General features: G+C 59.3%; 17 protein-coding genes and 1 other RNA gene. 16 read left to right on the top strand and 2 right to left on the bottom strand.

Annotation, left to right across the window (positions count from 1 at the left end; all coding sequences use genetic code 11):
- Positions 1 to 264 precede the first annotated feature (264 nt).
- From ssrA to KIH75_RS04400, 12 genes are all read left to right on the top strand, one after another.
- Positions 265 to 662, top strand: a transfer-messenger RNA (tmRNA) gene (gene ssrA, locus KIH75_RS04455).
- A gap of 1,271 nt (positions 663 to 1,933) precedes the next feature.
- Positions 1,934 to 2,143, top strand: a complete 210-nt coding sequence (locus KIH75_RS04450; protein WP_219055578.1) for a helix-turn-helix transcriptional regulator — start codon at positions 1,934 to 1,936, stop codon at positions 2,141 to 2,143.
- A gap of 140 nt (positions 2,144 to 2,283) precedes the next feature.
- A complete protein-coding gene (locus KIH75_RS04445; RefSeq protein ID WP_219055577.1) occupies positions 2,284 to 4,101 on the top strand; it encodes a phage/plasmid primase, P4 family in 1,818 nt (605 codons plus the stop codon).
- Positions 4,102 to 4,114: 13 nt separating this feature from the next.
- A complete protein-coding gene (locus KIH75_RS04440) occupies positions 4,115 to 5,062 on the top strand; it encodes a hypothetical protein (RefSeq protein ID WP_219055576.1) in 948 nt (315 codons plus the stop codon).
- A gap of 28 nt (positions 5,063 to 5,090) precedes the next feature.
- Positions 5,091 to 5,411: a hypothetical protein gene (locus KIH75_RS04435; RefSeq protein WP_219055575.1), complete on the top strand. Its 321-nt coding sequence runs from the start codon at positions 5,091 to 5,093 to the stop codon at positions 5,409 to 5,411.
- Between the two features lie 301 nt (positions 5,412 to 5,712).
- The gene (gene mobC, locus KIH75_RS04430; protein ID WP_219055574.1) at positions 5,713 to 6,171 is read left to right on the top strand and encodes a plasmid mobilization relaxosome protein MobC; all 459 of its coding nucleotides are present in this window, start codon (positions 5,713 to 5,715) and stop codon (positions 6,169 to 6,171) included.
- On the top strand, positions 6,171 to 7,700 hold the full coding sequence (locus KIH75_RS04425; RefSeq protein WP_219055573.1) for a relaxase family protein: 1,530 nt from the start codon (positions 6,171 to 6,173) through the stop codon (positions 7,698 to 7,700). Before mobC ends, KIH75_RS04425 begins: the two co-directional genes overlap by 1 nt.
- Positions 7,701 to 8,031: 331 nt before the next feature.
- Positions 8,032 to 8,589 carry a ParA family protein gene (locus KIH75_RS04420; protein ID WP_219055572.1) on the top strand — a complete coding sequence of 186 codons (558 nt, stop codon included), beginning with the start codon at positions 8,032 to 8,034 and terminating at the stop codon, positions 8,587 to 8,589.
- A 90-nt stretch (positions 8,590 to 8,679) separates the two neighbouring features.
- Positions 8,680 to 8,910, top strand: coding sequence for a hypothetical protein (locus KIH75_RS04415; RefSeq protein WP_219055571.1), 231 nt, complete (start codon positions 8,680 to 8,682; stop codon positions 8,908 to 8,910).
- Positions 8,911 to 10,200, top strand: a complete 1,290-nt coding sequence (locus tag KIH75_RS04410) for an adenine-specific methyltransferase EcoRI family protein (protein WP_219055570.1) — start codon at positions 8,911 to 8,913, stop codon at positions 10,198 to 10,200. It begins immediately after the preceding gene.
- Positions 10,200 to 11,366, top strand: coding sequence for an HNH endonuclease family protein (locus KIH75_RS04405; RefSeq protein WP_236028047.1), 1,167 nt, complete (start codon positions 10,200 to 10,202; stop codon positions 11,364 to 11,366). The genes KIH75_RS04410 and KIH75_RS04405 overlap by 1 nt, the downstream gene beginning before the upstream one ends.
- A gap of 129 nt (positions 11,367 to 11,495) precedes the next feature.
- Positions 11,496 to 13,079 (top strand): recombinase family protein, encoded by a 1,584-nt coding sequence (locus KIH75_RS04400; protein WP_236028039.1) that lies wholly within the window; start codon positions 11,496 to 11,498, stop codon positions 13,077 to 13,079.
- Between the two features lie 148 nt (positions 13,080 to 13,227).
- Here KIH75_RS04400 and KIH75_RS04395 read toward each other — a convergent pair whose 3' ends face one another.
- Together KIH75_RS04395 and KIH75_RS04390 are read right to left on the bottom strand one after the other, a co-directional pair.
- Positions 13,228 to 13,782 carry a hypothetical protein gene (locus tag KIH75_RS04395; protein ID WP_219055568.1) on the bottom strand — a complete coding sequence of 185 codons (555 nt, stop codon included), beginning with the start codon at positions 13,780 to 13,782 and terminating at the stop codon, positions 13,228 to 13,230.
- A 234-nt stretch (positions 13,783 to 14,016) separates the two neighbouring features.
- Entirely contained in the window at positions 14,017 to 15,705 is a 1,689-nt protein-coding gene (locus tag KIH75_RS04390; RefSeq protein ID WP_219055567.1) for an aryl-sulfate sulfotransferase, read from the bottom strand.
- 798 nt (positions 15,706 to 16,503) lie between these two features.
- Between KIH75_RS04390 and efp the strand changes: the two genes are divergently transcribed.
- From efp to carB, 4 genes are all read left to right on the top strand, one after another.
- A complete protein-coding gene (gene efp / locus KIH75_RS04385) occupies positions 16,504 to 17,061 on the top strand; it encodes an elongation factor P (protein WP_033521907.1) in 558 nt (185 codons plus the stop codon).
- A gap of 20 nt (positions 17,062 to 17,081) precedes the next feature.
- Positions 17,082 to 17,495 (top strand): transcription antitermination factor NusB, encoded by a 414-nt coding sequence (gene nusB / locus KIH75_RS04380; protein WP_033521905.1) that lies wholly within the window; start codon positions 17,082 to 17,084, stop codon positions 17,493 to 17,495.
- Positions 17,496 to 17,701: 206 nt separating this feature from the next.
- Positions 17,702 to 18,898, top strand: coding sequence for a glutamine-hydrolyzing carbamoyl-phosphate synthase small subunit (gene carA / locus KIH75_RS04375; RefSeq protein WP_420829172.1), 1,197 nt, complete (start codon positions 17,702 to 17,704; stop codon positions 18,896 to 18,898).
- A gap of 1 nt (position 18,899) precedes the next feature.
- Complete coding sequence (gene carB, locus KIH75_RS04370; protein ID WP_219055566.1) at positions 18,900 to 22,283, top strand: carbamoyl-phosphate synthase large subunit; 3,384 nt, start codon at positions 18,900 to 18,902, stop codon at positions 22,281 to 22,283.
- Position 22,284: the final 1 nt, after the last annotated feature.

The raw sequence follows: 22,284 nt of genomic DNA, 5'->3' as shown, positions 1-22,284 counted from the left end.
GGTTCCGTCTCCTGGCTTCCAATCGCGGTTTTTTGTTTTGGCGAATGAAAATCGTACACAGGACGCGGGCCATGCCCTCCTGCGTCAGGGCCGGAATCCGAAAGTGCGCAAGATTTCGGACGTTATCTCCGTCGTAGCCCACTGCTGCTGGAGTCGCCGCCGAAGCGGCAGCCAGGCCTTTCGCTCACGGCGGATTGCGTGTATCGCCGTCACGGTGTATTCTGAAAAGTCCGGCAGAAAGCCGGAGCTTGATAATTCAAGATTGGGGCTGATCGGTTTCGACGGTGACCTGTTCGTCGCAGGGAAGCGTGCCGAGAACGCAGGGTCCGCTCGCGGATGTCCCCTGCAAAAGAATAAGTGCTAAATCTAACCGCACTGAGTTCGCTCTCGCTGCCTGAGCTTCGCGCCAGGATTAACCAGTGAGCAGCCGCTCCGTCCACTCCTCCTCGTCTTCGGGAGGATGTTGGGCGTCGTTAAGAAGACTTGCTCTACCAGTTGAGCCGCAGGGCCGGTAGGGGACTTTAACTGTGGATATGCTCGCCAACGGTTGTCTGCGACAGAGTTGGGGGCAGAAAAATCGCCATCTTGGCCAGCGGACTACGCACGTAGAAGACTGAGGGTACGGTCATCGGACCGGGGTTCAATTCCCCGCAGCTCCACCAGAAGAGGAAGCGTCGAACTCTTCTTTTACAAGAATGAGTTTGCGCTTGTGTATAGGTTGGGGGACGCCTGATGGCGTCCCCTTTCCGTTTTCGTTGCCACGAAACGCCGTATTTCGCGTTCTAAGGCGTTTTAAGACGCTTTTAGCCCGTTGGGGTACTCGTGTACCCCTCGGGCTTTTTTCATGCCTTAAAACGGCTCTGAAGCGGTCTGAGGACGTTTGAGCGCCCATGTGCATCTCGCATCCGCTCGATGCAAGGGTGGCCGCCCTGCGGGCGGCAGTCGGATGTGGGTGGACGTACAGAAGGGGTGCGGCATGGGCTTGGCATGCTGTGCGCCCCTCCGTCTGGCCGGCAACTACGGCGCTTCGCGCCTCCGTTGCCTTCGAGAGGTACGCATGAGGCATGCGAAACCGTATTGGATGGTTTCCATGCTTTTCTGCGTACCCAATATGCGATGAGGCAAGCCGAGGGCGCAGCCCGAGGCGTAACTAGCCTGCATTGAGGACGCGAAGCGTCCGAAATGCGCACCTGCTTAGGACAGAAGAATCACCCGTTCCCTCGTTTATGAGCGTTTTGCCTGACCACATGCTGACCACATGACCAGAAGAAAAAATGATGTGGTCACTATCTGGTCAGCCGAATCCCTCGGTGCCATCAGGCTTTTTGCAATTCCTGACCAGATGACCACATAATTTAGGACTTATTTTTAAAAATTGAAAAGGACTACGTAATACGTATAGATAAATAAAGTTTGTCGGATTTTATCTGGTCATCTGGTCATGTGGTCAGAACGAAAAAAATCCATTGATAAAAGAGGGGATTTTCATTTCAAGAGCTGACCAGATGCCATTTTGATGTGGTCACACATGTGGTCAGCCCTCACGTGTACCTCTTGTCGCAGTCGTTGTTTTCCGGGTGGTGCGGCGGGTTGCTTTTTCGAGCTTTTTCTATTCGTTTATGAGTGGAAAACGCTCGGGATGGGCATCTGGCCTGCGGAAACGTAGATATTACTCTTGCGTTCTTGTCGTTTCTGTTGTATGATTAACGTACGAGAATTATAGGTCCAGCACCCGTCCCGTCTTAGATGCGGGGTTGCCATCGGGAATAAGGGCCGAGCGCGAGGCGATGTCGCCGAGCGTCACAGGTGAAACAAAGACGAGCAAAGCTCCTGTGGAAATCGAGATAGACGAGGCTTTTATGCCTTTCGTCCGTCTTGGTTTCCGCAGGAGCTTTTTTTGTTTGCGTTCGAGATTGGATGTGGGAGGTAGCGAATGGAAGAGAAACAGGTTCATCAAAAGAATTTCCTGAGCACGGCCGAGGTGGCGGACATGCTCGGCATCAGCCCGGCGACGCTTCGCAAGTGGCGAGCTACGGACACGGGTCCGCGATTCTACAAGTTCAACCGCTCGGTGTTTTACAAGCGGGAGGACATCGAGGCGTGGATTTCCGAGCATTACATGCTGGTTGAGCCGAAGAACTGAGGGGAGGTGAGTTTATGGCTGATAAAGAAAAGAGCAGCTCCCCCGCCGCCACAGCAAAGGGAACCGCTCCGTCTAACTATAAATATTTTAGCTCATTACCGCCCATTTTTCAAGTATCAGACCCGCAGACAAAGGATGAGATGAAGAGGGGGCGTGCGTATGACGAGGGGAATCAGGGCGAGGCGTACAACCCTGACTACCTGTACGGCGGGGAGAACTATCACAAGGCGCTCAGTGATGTGGTGAGCTATGTGCTGCGCGACTGCGCGGGCGATGGCCTGTCCGCTCTCTCGGACGTCGTGGTCAAGGTGACGAACGCCCTCGTGGCGTGGGTCAACCTGTCCGAGCCGCCATCTAATCCGGAGGCGAGCAAGATTTACGGCAGGGGCTTTCGCTGGCCGAGGCTCAAGAGCATCGACCCCGTGCAGGCCGCCGAGCTGGTGTTCGCGCAGGAGGTCATCCGCATGGTCTGCGTCAAGGAGACCGTGGACAAGCCGACCTCGGAGGGCGTGTTCGCTATGTACGACCCCGACGAGGGAATTTACCGCGAGATTGGCGACGGGCAGATTGACCTGTGGTGTCAGGAGGTCGTGGGCGCCGTGAACGGCAACTGGAAGAAGAACTTCGTCCAGAAGCTGCACGACATGGCATCGCGTCGGGAGAACCGCGTGTGCGAGTGCGACAACCCGTCTCTGGTCTTCATGGCCAACGGAATCTGGGATTACGAGGAGCGCGTCCTGCGCGAGTTCTCCCCCGAGGTCGTTGCGCTCAGGAAGAGCGCCACGCGCCTCCCCGACAAGGAGCCGCCCGTCCCCGAGCACACGATGCCTGACGGCTCGAAGATTGACTTCTGGCAGCTGCTGGACTCCTACGTCCCCTACGACGGCGGGCGCGACCTGCTCGTCAAGGTGGCGGGGGCGTCCCTGCGCAGCTATCACAACTGGCGCGTCATGGTGACCTTCCACAACACCACGGGTCACAACGGGAAGAGCACCTTCCTCGACTGCCTCAAGTCACTCGTCGGCTACGACGGGTGCATGACCTCAAGCCTCGCGCTGCTTGCCGGCGGCGGGGATGGCGGGCGGTTCGGCGTGTCGAACATCGTGGGGGTCTCCCTCATCACGTGCGAGGACTCCGATTCGGGCGCGTACCTGAAGGACAACTCGCGCCTGAAGTCAATCATCTCGCATGATGCGATAGGCGTGGAGCGCAAGAACAAGGGCATGTTCGACTACACGCCCCACGCGCTGATTGTCTGCGCCGCCAACGACATCCCGAAGACCCGCGACAAGGGGGATGCTTGGCTGGCCCGCAACATCTACGTCCCGTTCGCGGGGCAGTTCGTCGGCAAGGCCGACGACAAGACCATCCGTTCCGAGTGGGTCGTGTCCCCCGAGTTCTGCGAATACCTGGCCTATCAGGCGCTGGTGAAGTGGGACCGGTATTACGAGCTGCCCGAGCCTGAGGAGGCCGCGCAGCTGAAGCACGAGTGGGTTCTCGGCAACGACACGGTGGCTGAGTTCTGGGAGGACGTCAAGGATTCGATTCAGGCCGACTTCGTGCCGAATGATTACCTGTCCATGCGCTACGACGAATGGCTGGACGCGGAGCACAAGGGCATGCGGATGCAGATGAGCCGCAAGGCGTTCACGGCCCGAATCGTCGAGCTTGCGTGCTCCGACGGCGAATGGACGCAGAGCAAGGACGCGAGCGGGTCCGTCCTCAAGACGAGCTGCGAGAAGTGGTGCCCCGGCTTGAGGGCCTACAGCAAGCACGATGCTGGTTTTGGCGGCGCGGGCGGATGGGTCCCCTTCTTGGGCAGGCGTCGCGGGATTTTCCGCACGGTCGTCCTCGATTACTGCACCGCCCACGGCACGACTCCCGCAGACCTCGGTGCCGGTTACGCGGCGGTGAGGGAGCAGCTTGGTCTTGCGACGGATACAGAAGACGACGATTAAGGAGGAGTAAATCATGAGCGATTTGACGCCTGATGAGCTGGCTCGATTTCGCCTGAAGGCGAAGCACGGGACGCTCACGCCCGAAGAGCAGCGGGCGTACAACGACTATGTGACGGAGCAACTTTCCGCTGTTCCGTCGCCGCCCTCGGGTGCTGTACCGCCTAAGAAGGATAAGCCGAAGCGAAACATTGATGCGATTGATGTTGTGCGCAAGATTGCCGGTGTGGCGGTGATTTTTGTCGCGCTTGCGCTTCTTGGGACTAAACTTCTCGGCATTGGTACTGATTTGCTTGGTGATGCAATGAACTTCACCACGGCGGTGCACGATGCGGCAGATGCGCAACGCACTGGGAATGCGCATTATGTGGCAACCTCTCATGAGGCTGGCACGATTGACTTTAAGCGTTCCGACGTGTTTGTCAGCGGTGAGTATTTCATTGCTATAAAGTCGGATGCACACTATGGAATTTTGAGCATCACTTGCGGTGCGTACGATGCGAACGCTCCCGATAAGACAAACAAGTACAACACCGTACCTGATTATTTTGACAAGCGTGGCGGTGTTGGCATGGCTGTTGTTGATGCCGGTAGTAGTCAATGGACTATTCGCGATAACGAGCTTCGTACTGTTCTTGAGGCGCATGGTCTCAGCTACGACACGTTCTGCTCGAATGCAGCGACTTTCAATCTGAGCGAGAGCGAACTGGCCGATTTGACTGCACAAGTTGCGTCCGTGATTACGTATGGAGACATCGCGAGTTATCCGGTTACTGAGGATACCAATTTCATTGATGCACAAAACGGTCATCCCTATCAATCCGACGAGAATATGGATGACTGGGCTGTGTTTACGGGCGGTGTAATTCATATAAGTTACCCGGACAATTTCACTCTCGATGGTTCTGTTGATGGTTCCCAAATGTTCGCAGACGCACAGCCGACTTCGGCTGTGGAGCAGTAGCTATTTCACTAACAAGGAGGAATAAATTATGGCAACGAAGAGTTTTGATGATGTGGCCGAGAAGGCACGTGCGTTAGAGGCTCAGGCGAAGAAGCTGCGCCGCGAGGCGCAGGCCGCGAGGACGAAGGCTTACGCCGACGCGCTCGTGACGGTTTTCCCTGAAGTGAAGGACATGGGTTCGGCGGAAGAGGTCCTTGACTTCGTCAAGGGACTGAAGCCGGGCACCGGACACGGAACGCCGGATGCGCGCGCCGCTGGCGCTGCGGATTCCGGTCATGTTCCTACCGCAGAAGCTGGAGAGTCGTCGGAAGCGCACGGCGGTTTTTCCGGTGCGGCCTACCAAGGGTAGCCGTGCCGGGTTCCACCGAGGGATTCGGGTTCCATGTCGGACAGGGGAAGTCGTTCCCGTGTCCGACATGGACGGACGATGCTCGGTGGACAAAAGGCGGGGGTTCGAAGGGGGCGGCGCAGCCGCCCCCTCGCAAGCTGACGGAGTAGGGCAAATTGCGAGAATCGCAATTTGTACGTACGAAGTCAATGCTTGCTCTTTTCCCCTTTGCGCAGAGACGTTGTGAGATTAGCCGAAAACGGCATTTCGGATTGTCCGCCGCAGGCGGGCGTTTCGGATAGCAGCAAAGGAGGTGTTCCGCATGGCGGAAACGTATGAAAAAAGAAGCGGGAAGGCGACGCGCCAGAAGTACGTGAAAGACCGCCGTGACAAGGTGGTTCAGGTGCGTATGAGCGACGCAGAGCTTTCCCTGCTGGACGAGCAGCGTGGGACGTGCTCGCGTTCCAATTTTCTTCGCGGTGAGCTGTACGCGAGTCGGTACGCGCCGCCCAGCCGCGAGGTGGTTCTGGACGTCCCGGCCCTGGACCGTGTCCGTGTCGAGCTGAACCGCATCGGCGTCAACATGAATCAGATTGCCCGCGCGCGCAACCGGCGCTTGAGCGGCATGGGAATACTCGACGCGACGCGTGAGGAAATGAGGACGAAGGACGAGGCGGAAGCGTTCCGCGAGTTCCGCGATTCGGTGGACAAGCTCCGGGCGCAAGTCGATGGACTGCGTGCGGATTTGCAGGCGTACGTGGAGATGGGAGGTGATGTCTGATGTCAACGACGCATGTGCAGTCGCTTCCGAACGTGCGCGGGCGTATGTCGTACACCGAGTTCGGCGAGGGAAAGCGCAGACGCGCTCATCTGGAAAACGGCACGGACCGCATCGCCGCGCAGATGGGTGACGCCGCCTCAAGAGGGGATTTCATTGTCTACTGCGAGGGGCAGAAGCATCGCCACCCGAACGCGGTCAACGAGGGCTACGAGCTGCGCATCTCATGGGCGACCGACGAGCTTGACCCAAGCAAGGCCGACGACATCCAGCGTGGCATGGAATACGCGTACACGCTGTGCCACGAGCTTGCCCCCGACTCCATGTGCTGGGTCACCATGCACGTGGACGGCGAGGGAGGCTGCGTGCATGCGCACGCGACCATTGCGAACCACGACGCCCGTACCGGTCAGGTCATCAACAAGGGGGACACGAGCCTCTATGCTCCGCGTGTGAAGGCGGTCAATGATGAGCTGAGCCGTGAGAATGGTTTCTCGGTGCTCGGGGCGGACAAGGAGATGTCCCTCTGGGAGCAGAAGCGCGAGACGTTCCAGCCGGATTCCTTCGACAGAAGGCTCGGCGACAGGGTGGCGGGTGCCCGCGACCGCTCCAGCACGCTGGACGAGTTCAGGCGCAAACTTGGGCTGAGCGGCGTGACGCTGAAGGAGACCACGAAGACCGACAGGAAGACCGGCGAGGTCACGACGGGATGGTCCTACAAGGCCGTGGACGAGTGGGGACCGAAGCGCCGCACCCGCAAGCGCCGTGCCTCCAACCTCGCCGACGACCTGACCCGCGAGGGCATCGAGGCGTACTTCGAGGCGAAGCAGCGCGAGCTTGAGGCACAGCAGCAGGACGCCCCGGCACCGGAGGTCCTTCCCGACGTGCCCGAGACGGCAGAACCGGAGGAGCGGCCATCTAAGGATTTCGCTCTCGACGTGTACGACCTCGACCGGGCGTACGTGTCGGAGATGGCGTCCGACCTTCAGAAGGCGCATATCCACCGCTCACGCGAGGAGGGCAAGCCCTTCATGGACGAGCGCTATCAGCAGATTGTCGAGGCGCGGAACCACCCGGACGAGCAGCTGGCGAGGCTGCGCGAGGACGTGGACGCCGCAAGGCGCGAGTTCCATGCCTCCAAGGAGGCGCGCGACACCCTGCAACGCCCGTGTCCGGGGCTTCTGGCCGGCATGCACGTGTTCGCCAAGGCGGGGTGCAACGCCCGTGACCCCGTGTCCCGCATGATGGCCGACATGACCGCCATGATGCTGCGCATGATGATTCAGCAGTTTCTCGCGGAGGAACGGCGCCGCCAGCGCGAGGAGGCGGAGAGGCGCGTGTACGAGTCCCGCAAGAGCATGTGGGATGCCGAGAAGCGCCTCAAGGCGGCGGAGAAGGCACTGTCCGACGAGGACGAGCGCGAGAGGCGTCTGAAGCACGAGCGCATGCAGCGCCGTGTCAAGGAGGCCGAGCAGCGTGCGCCCGTGAGGACGCCGAGGTCGGCGGACAAGGACACGCAGTTCGACGAGTAGCCGAAACGATGAGGGAGCAGCGTCAAGCTGCTCCCTTTCTCAAGTACCCGCTCGCGGGCTTTGATGAGACCTTCAGAAGGGCTGTTGATGGGCGTACGCGCAAGGGGCGGAAAATCGGGGTTTTCGTCGTCCGCTCGTTTATGAGCCGGATTCGGAAAACGCGGCGGAACGGACGGAGCGAAGCGAGGGCGTGAAGCCCGTTTTGAGACCGGCAAAAGCCCAGATGAAGACCCGATAAAGCCCCGAAAGTGGCAGTTGAACATGTACTTGTCGGCTCATATAATTAAATATGGAAATACGTAATTGATTAAATATATAGCGAGGTGAGGATATGAAGACGATTCTGGTATGCAATCAGAAGGGCGGCGTTGGCAAGTCCCTGGTCGCCGACGAGATTGCCTTCTCCTTCGAGCGCTCCGGCATCCCCGTGAGCTTCTACGACTTGGACACGCAGGGCGGCACGCTGCACGAGACGCATGAGGCGGACGGCGCGCAGGTCGCCGTGGTGGACACGCCGGGGGCCTTGCAGGAGGCGCTGTCGGACTGGCTGAGGGAGGCGGACGTGGTGGTCATCCCGACCAGAACCACGTCGAGGGACATCGAGCCGCTGATGCGCATGCGCAAGGCGGTGTTCAAGAACGGCCGCGCGAAGATTGTCTACGTGATGAACGGGTGGAACCGCTTCAAGGCGTCCCGCGACTTCATGGAGTGGTTCGGCGGTCTTGCGGGCGACCAGACGGTGGCCACGCTGCCCCAGTCCGAGGCGTTCGTCCAGGCGGGAGCCGCCGGCAAGTCCGTGGTCGAGTTCGACCGACGCGGCAAGGCGGCGAGAGCGACGCGCGAGCTGGTAGACACGGTGCGCGAGGCTGCGGGGTTCCCGAAGGAATAACCGCAGGTCAGAGGTGCTATCCATCTGGACAAATGCGTCTCAATGATGTATAATTGTACAAATATGTAAATAATTAAAGGAGGTCGAGCCATGGCGAATATGTTCGAGAAATACGCTGCCGACCGCGAGGCCGAGCAGAAGAAGATAGAGAAGGCCGTCGTCGCCGATACGACGGCGGACGAGAAGCGCACGACGCTCTCGCTGTCGCTCACCGTGAGCGACAAGAAGGCACTCAAGATGATGGCTGCTGAGCGCGAGACGACGATTGCTGCAATCATCCACGAGTGGGTTCAGGAGCATCTTGAGGAGGTGAGCGAGTAAATGGCCGAAAATACAGCATTGCATTCAGCGAGGGATGCCAAGAACGATGAGTTTTACACGCAGTACAGTGACATTGAAGCCGAGATGAACGCCTATGTGGAGTTCAATCCTGATGTGTTCAGGGACAAGACGGTTCTGTTGCCTTGCGATGACCCGGAGTGGTCGAACTTCACGAAATACTTCGCGGCGAACTTCGAGCGCTTCGGGCTGAAGAAGCTGATTAGCACATCGTATGCGAAGAGCGCGGGTAGTCAGCAGCTCACGTTGTTCGAGCAGGAGTCGCCACTGTTTGACGCCGACAAGCATGATACGCACGGCAAGCTGTTCACCCTGGCGAAGGACAAGGACGGTTCCGGACGGGTCGATGCCGACGACATCGAGTTTTCGGGATACCTCAAAGGTGACGGTGATTTTCGCTCCGCCGAGGTAAGGGCGTTGCGCGATGAGGCGGACATCATTATCACGAACCCGCCGTTCTCGTTGTTTCGCGAGTTCCTTGCGTGGATTCTGGAGGCTGGCAAGCAATTTGTGATTCTCGGAAACATGAACGCTATCACCTACAAAGAGGTGTTCCCTCACCTGAAGAACAATGAAATCTGGCTTGGTTACAAGTCGCTCAATCAGGACATGTATTTCGATGTGCCAGACGAGCGCAAGCAATGGCTAGTTGAGCACAAAAAGGAGGGTTCTGCGTACAAGATTATCGGTGGCGTGGTCATGGGACGTTTGGCGTCCGCTTGCTGGTTCACGAACATAGACCATAACAAACGTCACGAGCCGTTGCTGCTTGATACGATGGAACACAATTTGAAGTTCAACAAAAGGCTTCGTAAGAAACTCGAGAAGGACTACGGCAAGCTGGAATATCCGCATTATGACAATTACGATGCCATCGAGGTACCGTTTGTGGAAGCCATTCCGTCTGATTATGACGGCGTGATGGGTGTGCCGATTACGTTTTTGGACAAATACAATCCCGAGCAGTTTGAAATTGTCGCTTTTCGCAAGGGTGAAGATGGCAAAGACTTAGTCTTCACGAGAGAGAGAGAGTTCAACCGTACTTTCGTATCCTTGTTCGACAGCGATAGCGGGGATGATAAAAAACGCAGAAGGCAAGATAAATGGGAAGATTACCTACGCCAGAATCACGGTCAGACACAAATTGAACCAATAGATTATTTCTTTCCGTCGAGTGTTAAGAGTCGTGCCACTGGCTCTATGAATGGAACAATCAACGGAAAGGAAACTTATCGCCGTGTTCTTATATGCCGGAAAGGAGGCAACAATTGATGAAGACAACTTTACATACTGATTGGACGGTCGGCGATGTCTGTAAGGGCTTCGTGTTCGACCGCAACGAGGGAAAGGGGTTGTTCGGCCTCGACGGACAGCTCATCATCCAGCCCGAGTATCAGCGCAACTATATCTACGGAGACGGCAAGCGCGATGTGGCCGTTGTCGAGTCCTTGTTGAAGGGCTATCCGCTTGGCCTGATTTACTTCGTGAAGAACGCCGACGGGATGTACGAGGTTCTGGATGGGCAGCAGCGCATTACGTCATTTGCCCGCTACGTGAACAAGTCGTGGCCGTTCGCCGTCGAGCTGAACGGCAAGCCGCGCTATTTCGACAGCCTGGACGCCGACCAGCAGAAGCTCATTATTGACGCGCCTTTGACGATTTACGTCTGCGAGGGCGAACCGTCGGAGATTCAAGCGTGGTTCGAGACTATCAACATTGCTGGTGTTCCGTTGGTGAAGCAGGAGTTGCGCAACGCGGCGTATCACGGCCCGTTCGTGACGATGGCGCGTGAGGTGTTCTCGAATACGGGAAATTCGAACATGAATCGCTGGCAGACGTACGTGAAGGGAGACCCGAAGCGTCAGGCGATTCTCGAGACCGCGCTCGATTGGGTGAGCGAGGGCGAGATTGACGAGTACATGGCCTCCCACCGCAACGACACGAACATCGACGAGCTGAAGCGTCATTTCGACACGGTCATCGACTGGGTCGATAAGGTGTTCGAGTACACCGGAAGCGAGATGTGCGGGCTTGATTGGGGCCGTCTATACCGCGAGTACCACAAGAACGCATACTCGAAGGATAAGGTCGCAGAGCGCGTCGAGGCCCTGCTGGATGACTCGCAAGTGACCGACAAGAAGGGAATCTTCGAGTACATTCTCGGTGGCGAGAAGGACGAGCGCCTGTTGAACATCCGCGTGTTCGATAAGAAGACGATTAAGTCTGTCTATCGCAAGCAGACGGCGGACGCTAAGGCGAACGATACGTCGAACTGCCCGCTTTGCGCCCTCGGACACGATGCAAATGCTAAACGCATTTACAAGGAGACCGAGATGGACGCCGACCATGTGACTGCATGGAGCCGAGGCGGAGCGACGGATGAGGCGAACTGTCAGATGCTCTGCAAGACGCATAACAGAGCGAAGGGCAACCGATAACGGAAGCGAGAAGCCCGTCGTCCTTATGGGCGGCGGGCTTTATAATTAAATGCGTATTTACGCAATTCATCATACAGGAGGAACTAACGTGAAAACCTATAAGCAAAAATTACAGGGGGTGGTAAACCTATGGCACGCAAGAAGAAATTCGCGCCGAACGACAACAACCTTGCGATAGCGTACTATCGCTTCTCGTCCCACTCGCAGAACGACGCGAGCATCGACCAGCAGCGCGAGCTTGCCCACGAATGGGCGGACGCGCACGGCTTCAAAATCGTGCAGGAGTATGAGGACGCGGCAATATCCGGCACCACGGACGCACGACCGGGGTTCCAGCAGATGCTGTCGGAAGTCGCAAAAATCCGTCCCCATACCCTCATCATGTGGAAGACCGACCGTCTGGGACGCGACAAATACGTCCTGGCGATGGCGAAGAAGAAAATCCGCGACGCGGGATGCGAGATTCACCTGCTGGCCGAGCACATCCCGACGGAGGGACCCGAAGGCGTCCTCATCGAGGGGCTGATGGAGGCCATGGCGGAGTATTACAGCCGCCAGCTGTCGCAGAACATCCAGCGCGGCATGGACTACAACGCGCAGCACGCCCTGTACAACGGCCACAAGCTGTTCGGCTACGACGTGGACAGGTCCACGAAGAAGTACGTCCCGGACCCGAACACGGCGCCGTTCGTGCAGTGGGCGTTTAAGGAATACGCGTCGGGCAAGCCGCTGAAGGCCATTGCCGAGGAGATGAACGCGCAGGGCCTGCGCACGCCGAGGAACGCGAAGTTCAGCGTGAACATGCTGAATAAGATGCTCAAGAACCGCGCCTACATCGGCGAGTACCACCACGGCGACATCACGGTCGCCGGCGGAATGCCCGTCCTTGTCGACGAGGCGACTTTCGATAGGGCGCAAAGGCGGTTCGCCGAGAACAAGCGCAAGGGTTCCCAGCGGGCGCACGGCATGGACGGCAGCGACGCCCCGCGCTATTGGCTCACGGGCAAGCTCTATTGCGGTGAGTGCGGGAGCACCATGCAGGGCGTGTCAGGTACGAGCAAGACCGGGCGGACGTATTACTACTACTACTGCTCCGCCCAGCGCAGGAAGGAGTGCCACCTGCACAAGGCCCGCAAGCGGGACTTGGAGGACATGGTGCTGTTCGCCCTGCACAACATCGTCGACGACGAGGAGAACGTGACGGCGCTCGCCCTGGATGCGGCGGAGTATTACGAGAAGAGCCACGACGACACCGCATATCTCGAGGCGCTGGAGGCGAAGCGCAGGGAAGTGGAGAAGAGCCTCGCGAACCTCGTGAAGGTCATCGAGAAGGGCGTGGTCAGCGACACGGTGACGGAACGTCTCGCGCAGCTCGAGGAGCAGAAGAGCGCCCTGGACGATGCCATAGGGACGGAAAACGTCCGCGTGTCGCTGTGCGAGGACAGGCACAGCATCCAGGCGTACTTCGACAAGTTCCTGCACGCCGACGTGAACGACCCGGAGATTCGAGACCAAGTCTTCGAGTATTTCGTGGACAAGGTCTATCTGTACGACGACAAGCTCGTCGTGAGCATGTGGTTCTCTGAGGACGACAAGCAGGAAATCACATGGCGTGACTGGTTCTCGCTGGATGAGTATTGGACCGACGAATCCCCTTTTGCTAAAGGGGGAAGTGTCGGGTTCGACTGCTTCCCCCTCGGCTCCACTGGTTGAAAGCCGCCAGAAATGGCGGCTTTTTCATTTGTCATTCCCCTTGTGGGAACAAGTCCATGCTAGTGCGCAAGGCAGCGGCCCAAAGACGGGATCTTTGGGCCGTTTACCGGTAAAGCCGGGCAACGCTTAGCGTGCGTCGCCGCCAACGCTAGGAGATCTGTTCGAAAACGGTGGCGAATTCCTCCTCCGATAGGGACGTGCCGTCATACGCTCCAAGCGAATACGCGTAGCCGTCCTTGACCCATGTCGCAAGTTTGACGGCACCATCCGCATCGCCCTTCACCGTTACTTTGGTGCTGGCTTTGCCGAGGGAAAGACTGCGCGTTTGAGCGTACTCGTTGTAGTCGCCGGATATGTCGTCGTTGCCGGCGGCCTTACGAATCGTGTAGGAACTTCCGCTGGCATCCGATGAAGCGGTATATGTTATTTGGATCATGGCGTCGCCCTGGCCCGCGTTCATCACTTGGTAAGCAAGATGGCCGTAATCTCCGATGGAGCCGGGAACATTCAGGCCGAACCCAGCAGCCTTGGCCGCTTCGGCGAGGGTCTCGTAGCTGGTATAGGGGTTCGCCATTTGCGAGGAAGAGGAAGAAGAGCCGGAGGAAGAAGAGCCTGTATCGGCGGCGGAACTGCCGGACGAATCGGTCGCCGACTGACCGCCGCAAGCCGTGAGCAGCATGAGCGCGCCCAACAGTCCGGCCAATGCGGTATATCTCGCTGTTTTTCCACGCCGCTTTGAATAGCCTTTAGTCACCATGTGTGCACCTTACCATGTGACGCTATTCGTTGTACGGTCATGTCGCTTCGCAAGGCGGTGAGGACGGTATCTGTAAATCCGTGCATCGGTTTCGTCGAGCAAGGGCGCCATCCCCAACAATCGGAATGGCGCCCTTGCGCCCGCGTTTGTCTACGTCGCCCGAGCCGCGCACCCAACCGCCTACGCGAAGTAGAAGCCTTGGAAATCGTACAGGTACACGCGGTAGATGTATGTCGTGGCCAGCTTCATCGAATACTGCGCCTGCAACGTGCCATCGGAATCGTACACGCCGAACAGTCCCTGCATACCGGAATCCACAAGATTCAGATCATCGTCGATCTCCTGCACGGAGCTGACGTAAGGGGAGTAAGGCACGTCGAAGGAGTTCACCTCGGTGTAGGTGCCGGTCTTCTCATTCACCAGATACTTGCGCAGCTGGGAGCGTGAATTCTCGTCCTTGGCGCTTTGCGCGGTGCTCAGGCCGATCTTGCTCCAGTCGTAATCCGGGCGGGTCATCGCATAGCCGAAGCTGTTGTCGAACAGCGTGAGATAGTAGCTGCCGTCCTCCAGCGAATCATCCGTGCTGTACGTCACGGAATGCTGGCCGCCGGTGTCGCGGAAATCGCCGTCCTTGGTGAGGAACGACGACTGGTACTGCGTATCGTCCCACACGCTCGGCTCGCCGATCATGTACTCAAGCGTCGGCGTGCCCTCGATGTCGGCGACCTTGATGATCGTGGAGGTTTCGCGCGCCGAAAGAATGGCCGAACCGTCGTCCAGCAGCTGGATGGTGTTGCAGTGGATCCAATCCCAGCGGTCGGAGGCCGACGTGTCGGATTCGTCGATGCCCGAATGCGTGGTCTTCGCCTTGTAATCGGCGAACATCGTGCCCAAGTCGAGCAGATGCGTGGTTTTGCCGGTGGTGGTGTCGAGCTTGACCACCTGATCCTGCACCGCGTGATCGGAACGCTTCAGGTCGGTGGCGAGCAGCACGAGGTTGCCGTCCGAGTCGAGCGCGTAATCATGGTGGAGGATGAACCGTTCATCCAGATCGAAGATCTTCTCCAGCTTGCCGAGCCGGTTCATGCCGACCATGGTGTGCGTGGACACGGAGAACCACATCAGCCCGTCATCGTCGAACACCAGACGGTGCGAACGGTAGTACTTCACGGGTATTTCGCCACGCAGCACGCCGTTCACGTCGTAGTAGTACATGAAGTCCTGATCGTCGGAATCGTTGCCGAGGATTGCGTACAGCCCGTTGCCAACGCTCTGTTTGGCGGCCGATGTGGGCTGCTTCTTCTGTTCGAGCTGGATCTCCTCCTCGCCGAGCAGTGCCGGACCCTTCTGCTTGATCTGCTTGGTCGCCACGGTGTTGCCGTCGGAGTCGGCGAGCGTGAACGTGATGGTATTGGTTTTCTTCGGAATGAGGCCGAGCGCTACGAATTCATGCGTGGTGGAGTAGTCCTCGCCCTGGTTGGCGGTGGCGGAGAAGTCCGGGTAGCCCTCCACGTGGATGGTGTAGGAGACGTTGGTGGCCTGATCGGTGGTGAAGTACACGTACAGCGAGGTGGTGTTCGTGCCGTAGGGGTTGACCTTGGTGAAGGGCTTGTCGAGCGTGGCGGACGACTTCTCGCGCTGTTCGGCGAGTTTGGTGTCGGCGGTCTGCTGGTAGTCGCTGGTGTAGATGTTGGTGATTTTGGCGCTGAGCCGTTCGAGGCGGTTGCGTTCGATCGCGGAGCTGATTTTGCTGCCGGCGAGGGGTGTCAGTGCGACTACGACTGCGGCGGCGGCGATGATGGCCACCGGCTTGATGATCTTCTTTCTGGCGATGACGCCTTGTGGAATGTGCGGTTTCAGGGATCTCATGGTTTGGCTTTCACATGGGTGCTCGGCGTGGCCCGGGCGTTGGCGTTGCTGACGCCGCCGGCTGCTTGGCGTTGTGGGTGTTTTGGGTTGTGTTGGGTTTTGGGTTGTGTTGGGTTGTGTTGGGTTGTGGGTTGTGTTGGCTTGTGGCCTGCGCGGGCGAACGACTGTTGGCTGTTGGGCCGCGGCTGTTGCTGGGGCGCGGTTGCTGGGGCGCTGTTGCTGGGGCGCGGTTACGGGCCGTTGCTGCGGTTGCGGGCCGTCGGTCGTCGCTTCCGATAATAGGGTGGTACGCGACTCCATGGTTTACGTGGAATCGCACTGAAAATGTATGTGGTTTTTCCTGAATATTTTCTGGGAATTTTGTACGGTACGGGGGTGTGTTGGGCGACTGCGTTTGGTTTGTCGAATATTGGGGTTGTTGTTTCGGGAGGGGATTGTGGGGAAGTCTCATCCGAAATCGGACAAAATGGGGTGGCTTTTGTCTGATTCCGGTAAGAGGGATGCTTCGGGAATGGGGTGCTTGTGGGGCGTGGGGGATTGTGTGTGTGTGTGGGGGCTCAACCGGAATCGGACGGGAATGGGGCGGTTTTTGTCTGATTTCGGGAAAGGGATGGCCTAGGGGAATCTGCAAACCCTGGCGATACCTGGCCTAGGGGAAACGCTGCGGAGGGCGGCGGAAACGCCGCCTCCAGCAAGCCATAAACGCCGCGTCACACGGTGTTCTAGGGGTGGTGGCATAATAGCCAAGGCAATTTTTAGGGTTTTGCCCTTGAAGACCAACAGTATAGGTGAGTAAACGTGGCACAGACTACCAATGACATCAAGAACGGTTCCGTTCTGAACCTTGACGGCCAGCTGTGGACCGTCCTGAAGTTCCAGCACGTCAAGCCGGGCAAGGGCCCCGCCTTCGTGCGCACCACCATCAAGAACGTGCTGAGCGGCAAGATCGTCGATAAGACCTTCAACGCCGGCATGAAGATGGAATTCGAGACCGTCGACAACCGCACCCTCCAGTACTCCTACGAGGACGGTGACAACTACGTCTTCATGGACATGACCACCTACGATCAGATCATGGTTCCGAAGACCCTCGTCGAGAGCAAGTTCCTGCTCGAAGGCACCGACTGCATCGTGTCCTTCCACGACGGCACCCCGCTGTCCGTCGAACTGCCGGCCTCCGTCGTGCTGACCGTCACCCACACCGAGCCGGGCCTGCAGGGCAACCGCTCCAACGCCGGCACCAAGCCCGCCACCGTTGAGACCGGCGCCGAAATCCAGGTTCCGCTGTTCATCAACGAGGGTGAGCGCGTCAAGGTCAACACCACCGACGGCTCCTACCTCGGCCGCGAGAACTGAGTCGAAGGACTGACGGCTGTATGGCACGTTCCACTGCTCGCAAGAGAGCTCTGAATACGTTGTATGAGGCGGACGAGAAGGGGCAGGACATCCTGTCCCTCCTTGAGGAGCGCATCGCCGTTCCCGGTGCTCAGACGCCGTTGCCCGATTACGCCATCGACATCGTGCGTGGCGTCGCCGAGCACCGTCGTGACATCGACGCGAAGCTGAACGAGTGCTCCACTGGTTGGAAGACCAGTCGTATGGGCGTCGTCGACCGCAATATTCTTCGTATCGCCGCTTGGGAGATCATGTATAACGATGATGTTCCCGACAAGGTGGCTATTGACGAGGCCCTCGGCCTGGCGAAGACGTTGTGCGATGACGAATCGCCTGCTTTCATTCACGGACTGTTGTCCGCCGTATGCGCGGCTCACGAGAAGCCGTTGGATTGATATTTTTTTGAACGCCTCCCGTATTTCACGGGGGGCGTTCTTTTGAGATGTGTTGTACACAGGGTGCGTTCCATGGCCCACAGTACATGGAGCGATGCGAAGGAATGGCACGAGCTTCGGCACGATGCCCGTCGGTCGGCGTGTGAGTCTGCGCTGAACGTTACGCTTGGCATGAATAACCCGGATGAGAATAAGGGGGTTGCGCGGTGAGCGACAAACCAATCTGTGACCAGAATGAGGCCATTCTCGTTCTGGAAGATGGTCAGGTATATGTAGGTGAGCCTTATGGGGCCGAGGGCAGGACGACCGGCGAGATCGTATTCTCCACCGGTATGACCGGCTATCAGGAAACCCTTACCGATCCGAGTTACGACCGTCAGATTGTGGTGCAGACCTTCCCGCATATCGGCGATACCGGTGTCAACAGCGAAGACCCGGAATCCGAGCGTATCTGGGTCGCCGGCTACGTGGTCCGCGATCCCAGCCCGAACGTGAGCAACTGGCGTGCCGGGGGAAGCCTCGACGATGATCTGAAGCGTCAGAACATCGTGGGCATCAGCGGCATCGACACCCGTAAGCTCGTGCGTCACCTGCGTTCCGCCGGTGTGATGCGCGCCGGCGTGTTCTCCGGCGATGCGCTGCTGGACGATAAGGGCGATGTGCGCGATCTGGCCGAGTTCCTCGACGAAGTGAAGGCCACCGCGCAGATGCAGGGCCTGAGCCTGTACGAGGAAGTCAGCACCAAGCAGGCCTACACCATCGAGCCGTGCGGCGAATTCGAAGGCAAGGAGCCGCTGTACACCGTGGCCGCCGTCGACCTGGGCATCAAGGCCATGACCCCGCACCGCATGGCGGAACGCGGTTGCCGCGTGCACGTCGTGCCCTCCAGCATCACCTTCGAACAGCTGCAGGAGCTGAACCCCGACGGCGTGTTCTTCTCCAACGGCCCGGGCGATCCGGAACAGGCCGGTCCCGAAGTCGAACTGCTGCGCAAGGTACTCGACGCGGGCTACCCGTTCTTCGGCATCTGCTTCGGCAACCAGCTGCTCGGCCGTGCGCTCGGCTTCGGCACCTACAAGCTGAAGTTCGGCCACCGTGGCGTCAACCAGCCGGTGAAGGACATGACCACCGGCAAGATCGAGATCACCGCGCACAACCACGGCTTCGCGGTCGACGCCCCGATCGGCGAAACCGTCGACGCCCCGTTCGAAAACGGCAAGTACGGCAAGGTGTTCGTCTCCCACATCGATCTGAACGATAACGTGGTCGAAGGCCTGCAGTGCGTGGACATCCCCGCGTTCTCCGTGCAGTACCACCCCGAAGCCGCCGCCGGTCCGCACGATGCGGCATACCTGTTTGATCGTTTCGTTGAACTGATGAAGAATTCCAAGGAAGGTAAGTGACATGCCGAAGCGCACCGACATCAAATCCGTGATGGTAATCGGTTCCGGCCCGATCGTGATCGGTCAGGCGGCGGAGTTCGATTATTCAGGTACCCAGGCTTGCCGCGTCCTTCGTGAGGAAGGCATCCGCGTCATCCTGGTCAACTCCAACCCGGCCACCATCATGACCGACCCGGAGATGGCCGACGCCACCTACATCGAGCCGATCGCAACCCCGATCCTCGAACGCATCATCGCCAAGGAACGTCCGGACGCGCTGCTGCCCACCCTGGGCGGCCAGACCGCGCTGAACGCCGCCATGGCACTCGGCGAGGCAGGCGTGCTCAAGAAGTACAACGTCGAACTGATCGGCGCCTCCCTCGACGCCATCGACCGCGGCGAAGACCGTGAACTGTTCAAGAAGGTCGTCGAAAAGGCCGGCGCGGAATCCGCAAGATCCGAAATCGCGCACTCCCTGGCCGAAGTCGACAAGATCGCCGAGGAATTCGGCTACCCGCTGGTGGTCCGCCCGAGCTTCACCATGGGCGGCCTCGGCTCCGGTATCGCGCACGACGAGGAAGAGCTGCACCGCATCGCCGGCGCCGGCATCCACTACTCGCCGACCGACGAAGTGCTGATCGAGGAAGGCATCGAAGGCTGGAAGGAGTTCGAGCTCGAACTCATGCGCGACCGCAACGACAACGTCGTGGTCGTCTGCCCGATCGAAAACGTCGACCCGGTCGGCGTGCACACCGGCGACTCCATCACCGTGGCCCCGTGCTTCACCCTGACCGATCGCGAATACCAGAAGCTGCGTGACATCGGCATCGCCATCATCCGCGGCGTGGGCGTCGACACCGGCGGCTGCAACATCCAGTTCGCCATCCACCCGAAGACCGGGCGCATCATCGTCATCGAGATGAACCCGCGTGTGTCCCGTTCCTCCGCCTTGGCATCCAAGGCCACCGGCTTCCCGATCGCCAAGATCGCCACCAAGCTGGCCCTCGGCTACACGCTGGACGAGATCCAGAACGACATCACCCAGTCCACCCCGGCCTCCTTCGAACCGACCATCGACTACGTGGTCACCAAGGTGCCGCGTTTCGCGTTCGAGAAGTTCCCGGGCGCCGACCCCACGCTGACCACCTCCATGAAGTCCGTGGGCGAGGCCATGGCGCTCGCCGGCAACTTCCAGGAATCCCTCGGCAAGGCCATGCGCTCCATCGACAAGCGCCACATGGGCTTCAACTGGGACGGCGAAAAGCCGACCGCCGACGAGGTGAACGATCTGCTCGCCGCCATCAAGGTGCCGACCGAAAACCGTTACCTGCAGCTCATGCGCGCCATCTGGGGCGGTGCGACCATGGAGCAGCTGTACGCCGCCACCAAGATCGACCCGTGGTTCCTGCAGCAGTTCATGCTCATCAACGAGACCGCGCTCAAGGTGCGTGACGCCGAAGCGCTCACCCCGAAGCTGCTGAAGAAGGCCAAGCTCGCCGGTCTGTCCGATCTGCAGATCGCGCACCTGCGCCACTTGGGCGACGAAGGTGAGAACACCGTCCGCGAGCTGCGTTGGACCTACGGCCTGCGCCCGGTCTACAAGACCGTCGACACCTGCGCCGCCGAATTCGACGCGGCCACGCCGTACTACTATTCCTGCTACGCCGACGAGACGGAAGTCAAGCCGCGCGAACGCGAAGCCGTGATCATCCTCGGTTCCGGCCCGAACCGTATCGGCCAGGGCATCGAGTTCGACTACACCTGCGTGCACGCGGTGCAGGAGCTCGGCAAGGATTACGACACGATCATGGTCAACTGCAACCCGGAGACCGTGTCCACCGATTACGACATCTCCGACCGCCTGTACTTCGAGCCGCTCACCTTCGAGGACGTGCTGGAGATCTACGAGGCCGAAAAGAAGATGGGTCCGGTCAAGGGCGTCATCGTGCAGCTCGGCGGCCAGACCCCGCTGTCGCTCGCCGCGCGTCTGAAGGCCGCCGGCGTGCCGATCCTGGGTACCACCCCGGAGGCCATCGACTTGGCCGAGAACCGTGAGCTCTTCGGCGAAGTGCTGAAGAAGGCCAAGATGAATGCGCCGCGTTACGGCACCGCCCTGAGCCTTGAGGAGGCCCAGGAGGCCGCGCACTCCATCGGCTACCCGGTGCTGGTGCGCCCGAGCTACGTGCTCGGCGGTCGTGGCATGGAAATCGTGTACGACAACGCTCAGCTTGAGAAGTACGTGGAGCGCGCGCTCGCCGAAGCCCAGGCCGATACCGTCGTGTCCGGCCGTCTTCCCAGCCCGCTGCTCATCGACAAGTTCCTGCAGGACGCCATCGAAGTCGACGTCGACGCGCTGTTCGACGGCGAGGAACTGTACATCGGCGGCATCATGGAACACATCGAGGAGGCCGGCGTGCATTCCGGCGACGCCGCCTGCACCCTGCCGCCGAACACCCTGTCCGAAGATCAGATCCGCCGCCTGCGCGAAGGCACCTACGCCATCGCCAAGGGCTGCAACGTGCAGGGCCTGATCAACGTGCAGTACGCGTTCATGGCCAACACCCTGTACGTGATCGAAGCCAACCCGCGTGCCTCCCGTACCGTGCCGTTCGCCTCCAAGGCCACCGGCGTGGCCCTGGCCAAGGCCGCCGCACGCATCATGGCCGGCGAAACCATCGCCCAGCAGCGTGCCAACGGTCTGCTGCTGCCGAAGGGCGACGGCGGCGAATTCCACCGCGGCCAGCAGATCGCGGTCAAGGAATCCGTGCTGCCGTTCAAGCGCTTCCGCACCCCGGTCGGCAAGACCGTCGACATCCTGCTCGGACCGGAAATGCGCTCCACCGGCGAGGTCATGGGCTTCGACCGTGACGTTCCGCACGCGTTCGCCAAGAGCCAGCTCGCCGCATACGATGGCGGTCTGCCCACCGAAGGCAACGTGTTCATTTCCGTGAACGATACCGACAAGCGTCAGCTGCCGCTGATGGCCGTGCGTCTGGAAGAGCTCGGATTCAAGATCTGGGCCACCGAAGGCACCGCTTCCGTGCTGCGCCGCTACGGCATCGAATCGAAGATCGTGGATAAGATCTCCGGCCGCATCGACTCCGACCCGGATGCTCCGGTCGTGGTCAAGCATGCCGAAGGCTCCGTGGGCAAGAACGTGGTTCAGCTCATCGAAGAGGGCGAGATCGACATGATCCTCAACACCCCGAACTCGCGCGGTTCCCGCTCCGACGGCTACTCGATCCGAGCCGCCGCCATCGCGGCCGACCTGCCGCAGTTCACCACCATCACCGAGTTCAACGCCGTGCTGCTCGCCATCGACGCGGTCAAGCGTAACGACTACCAGGTGATGAGCATTCAGGAGCATGCCCAGCAACTGTTCGCACTGGAGAGCGAGGGCCGTTGAT

The organism is Bifidobacterium pongonis (genome assembly GCF_019331805.1).
Taxonomy (GTDB): domain Bacteria; phylum Actinomycetota; class Actinomycetes; order Actinomycetales; family Bifidobacteriaceae; genus Bifidobacterium; species Bifidobacterium pongonis.
The sequence above is the reverse complement of the archived record's forward strand: the minus strand, read 5'-3'. Positions and strand labels throughout refer to the sequence as shown.

Excerpts from the sequence above, each read along its gene's own strand:
- KIH75_RS04450 (WP_219055578.1), top strand. The coding sequence starts at position 1,934 with ATGGAAGAGAAACAGGTTCATCAAAAGAATTTCCTGAGCACGGCCGAG.
- KIH75_RS04445 (WP_219055577.1), top strand. The coding sequence starts at position 2,284 with ATGAAGAGGGGGCGTGCGTATGACGAGGGGAATCAGGGCGAGGCGTAC.
- KIH75_RS04440 (WP_219055576.1), top strand. The coding sequence starts at position 4,115 with ATGAGCGATTTGACGCCTGATGAGCTGGCTCGATTTCGCCTGAAGGCG.
- KIH75_RS04435 (WP_219055575.1), top strand. The coding sequence starts at position 5,091 with ATGGCAACGAAGAGTTTTGATGATGTGGCCGAGAAGGCACGTGCGTTA.
- mobC (WP_219055574.1), top strand. The coding sequence starts at position 5,713 with ATGGCGGAAACGTATGAAAAAAGAAGCGGGAAGGCGACGCGCCAGAAG.
- KIH75_RS04425 (WP_219055573.1), top strand. The coding sequence starts at position 6,171 with ATGTCAACGACGCATGTGCAGTCGCTTCCGAACGTGCGCGGGCGTATG.
- KIH75_RS04420 (WP_219055572.1), top strand. The coding sequence starts at position 8,032 with ATGAAGACGATTCTGGTATGCAATCAGAAGGGCGGCGTTGGCAAGTCC.
- KIH75_RS04415 (WP_219055571.1), top strand. The coding sequence starts at position 8,680 with ATGGCGAATATGTTCGAGAAATACGCTGCCGACCGCGAGGCCGAGCAG.
- KIH75_RS04410 (WP_219055570.1), top strand. The coding sequence starts at position 8,911 with ATGGCCGAAAATACAGCATTGCATTCAGCGAGGGATGCCAAGAACGAT.
- KIH75_RS04405 (WP_236028047.1), top strand. The coding sequence starts at position 10,200 with ATGAAGACAACTTTACATACTGATTGGACGGTCGGCGATGTCTGTAAG.
- KIH75_RS04400 (WP_236028039.1), top strand. The coding sequence starts at position 11,496 with ATGGCACGCAAGAAGAAATTCGCGCCGAACGACAACAACCTTGCGATA.
- KIH75_RS04390 (WP_219055567.1), bottom strand. The coding sequence starts at position 15,705 with ATGAGATCCCTGAAACCGCACATTCCACAAGGCGTCATCGCCAGAAAG.
- nusB (WP_033521905.1), top strand. The coding sequence starts at position 17,082 with ATGGCACGTTCCACTGCTCGCAAGAGAGCTCTGAATACGTTGTATGAG.
- carB (WP_219055566.1), top strand. The coding sequence starts at position 18,900 with ATGCCGAAGCGCACCGACATCAAATCCGTGATGGTAATCGGTTCCGGC.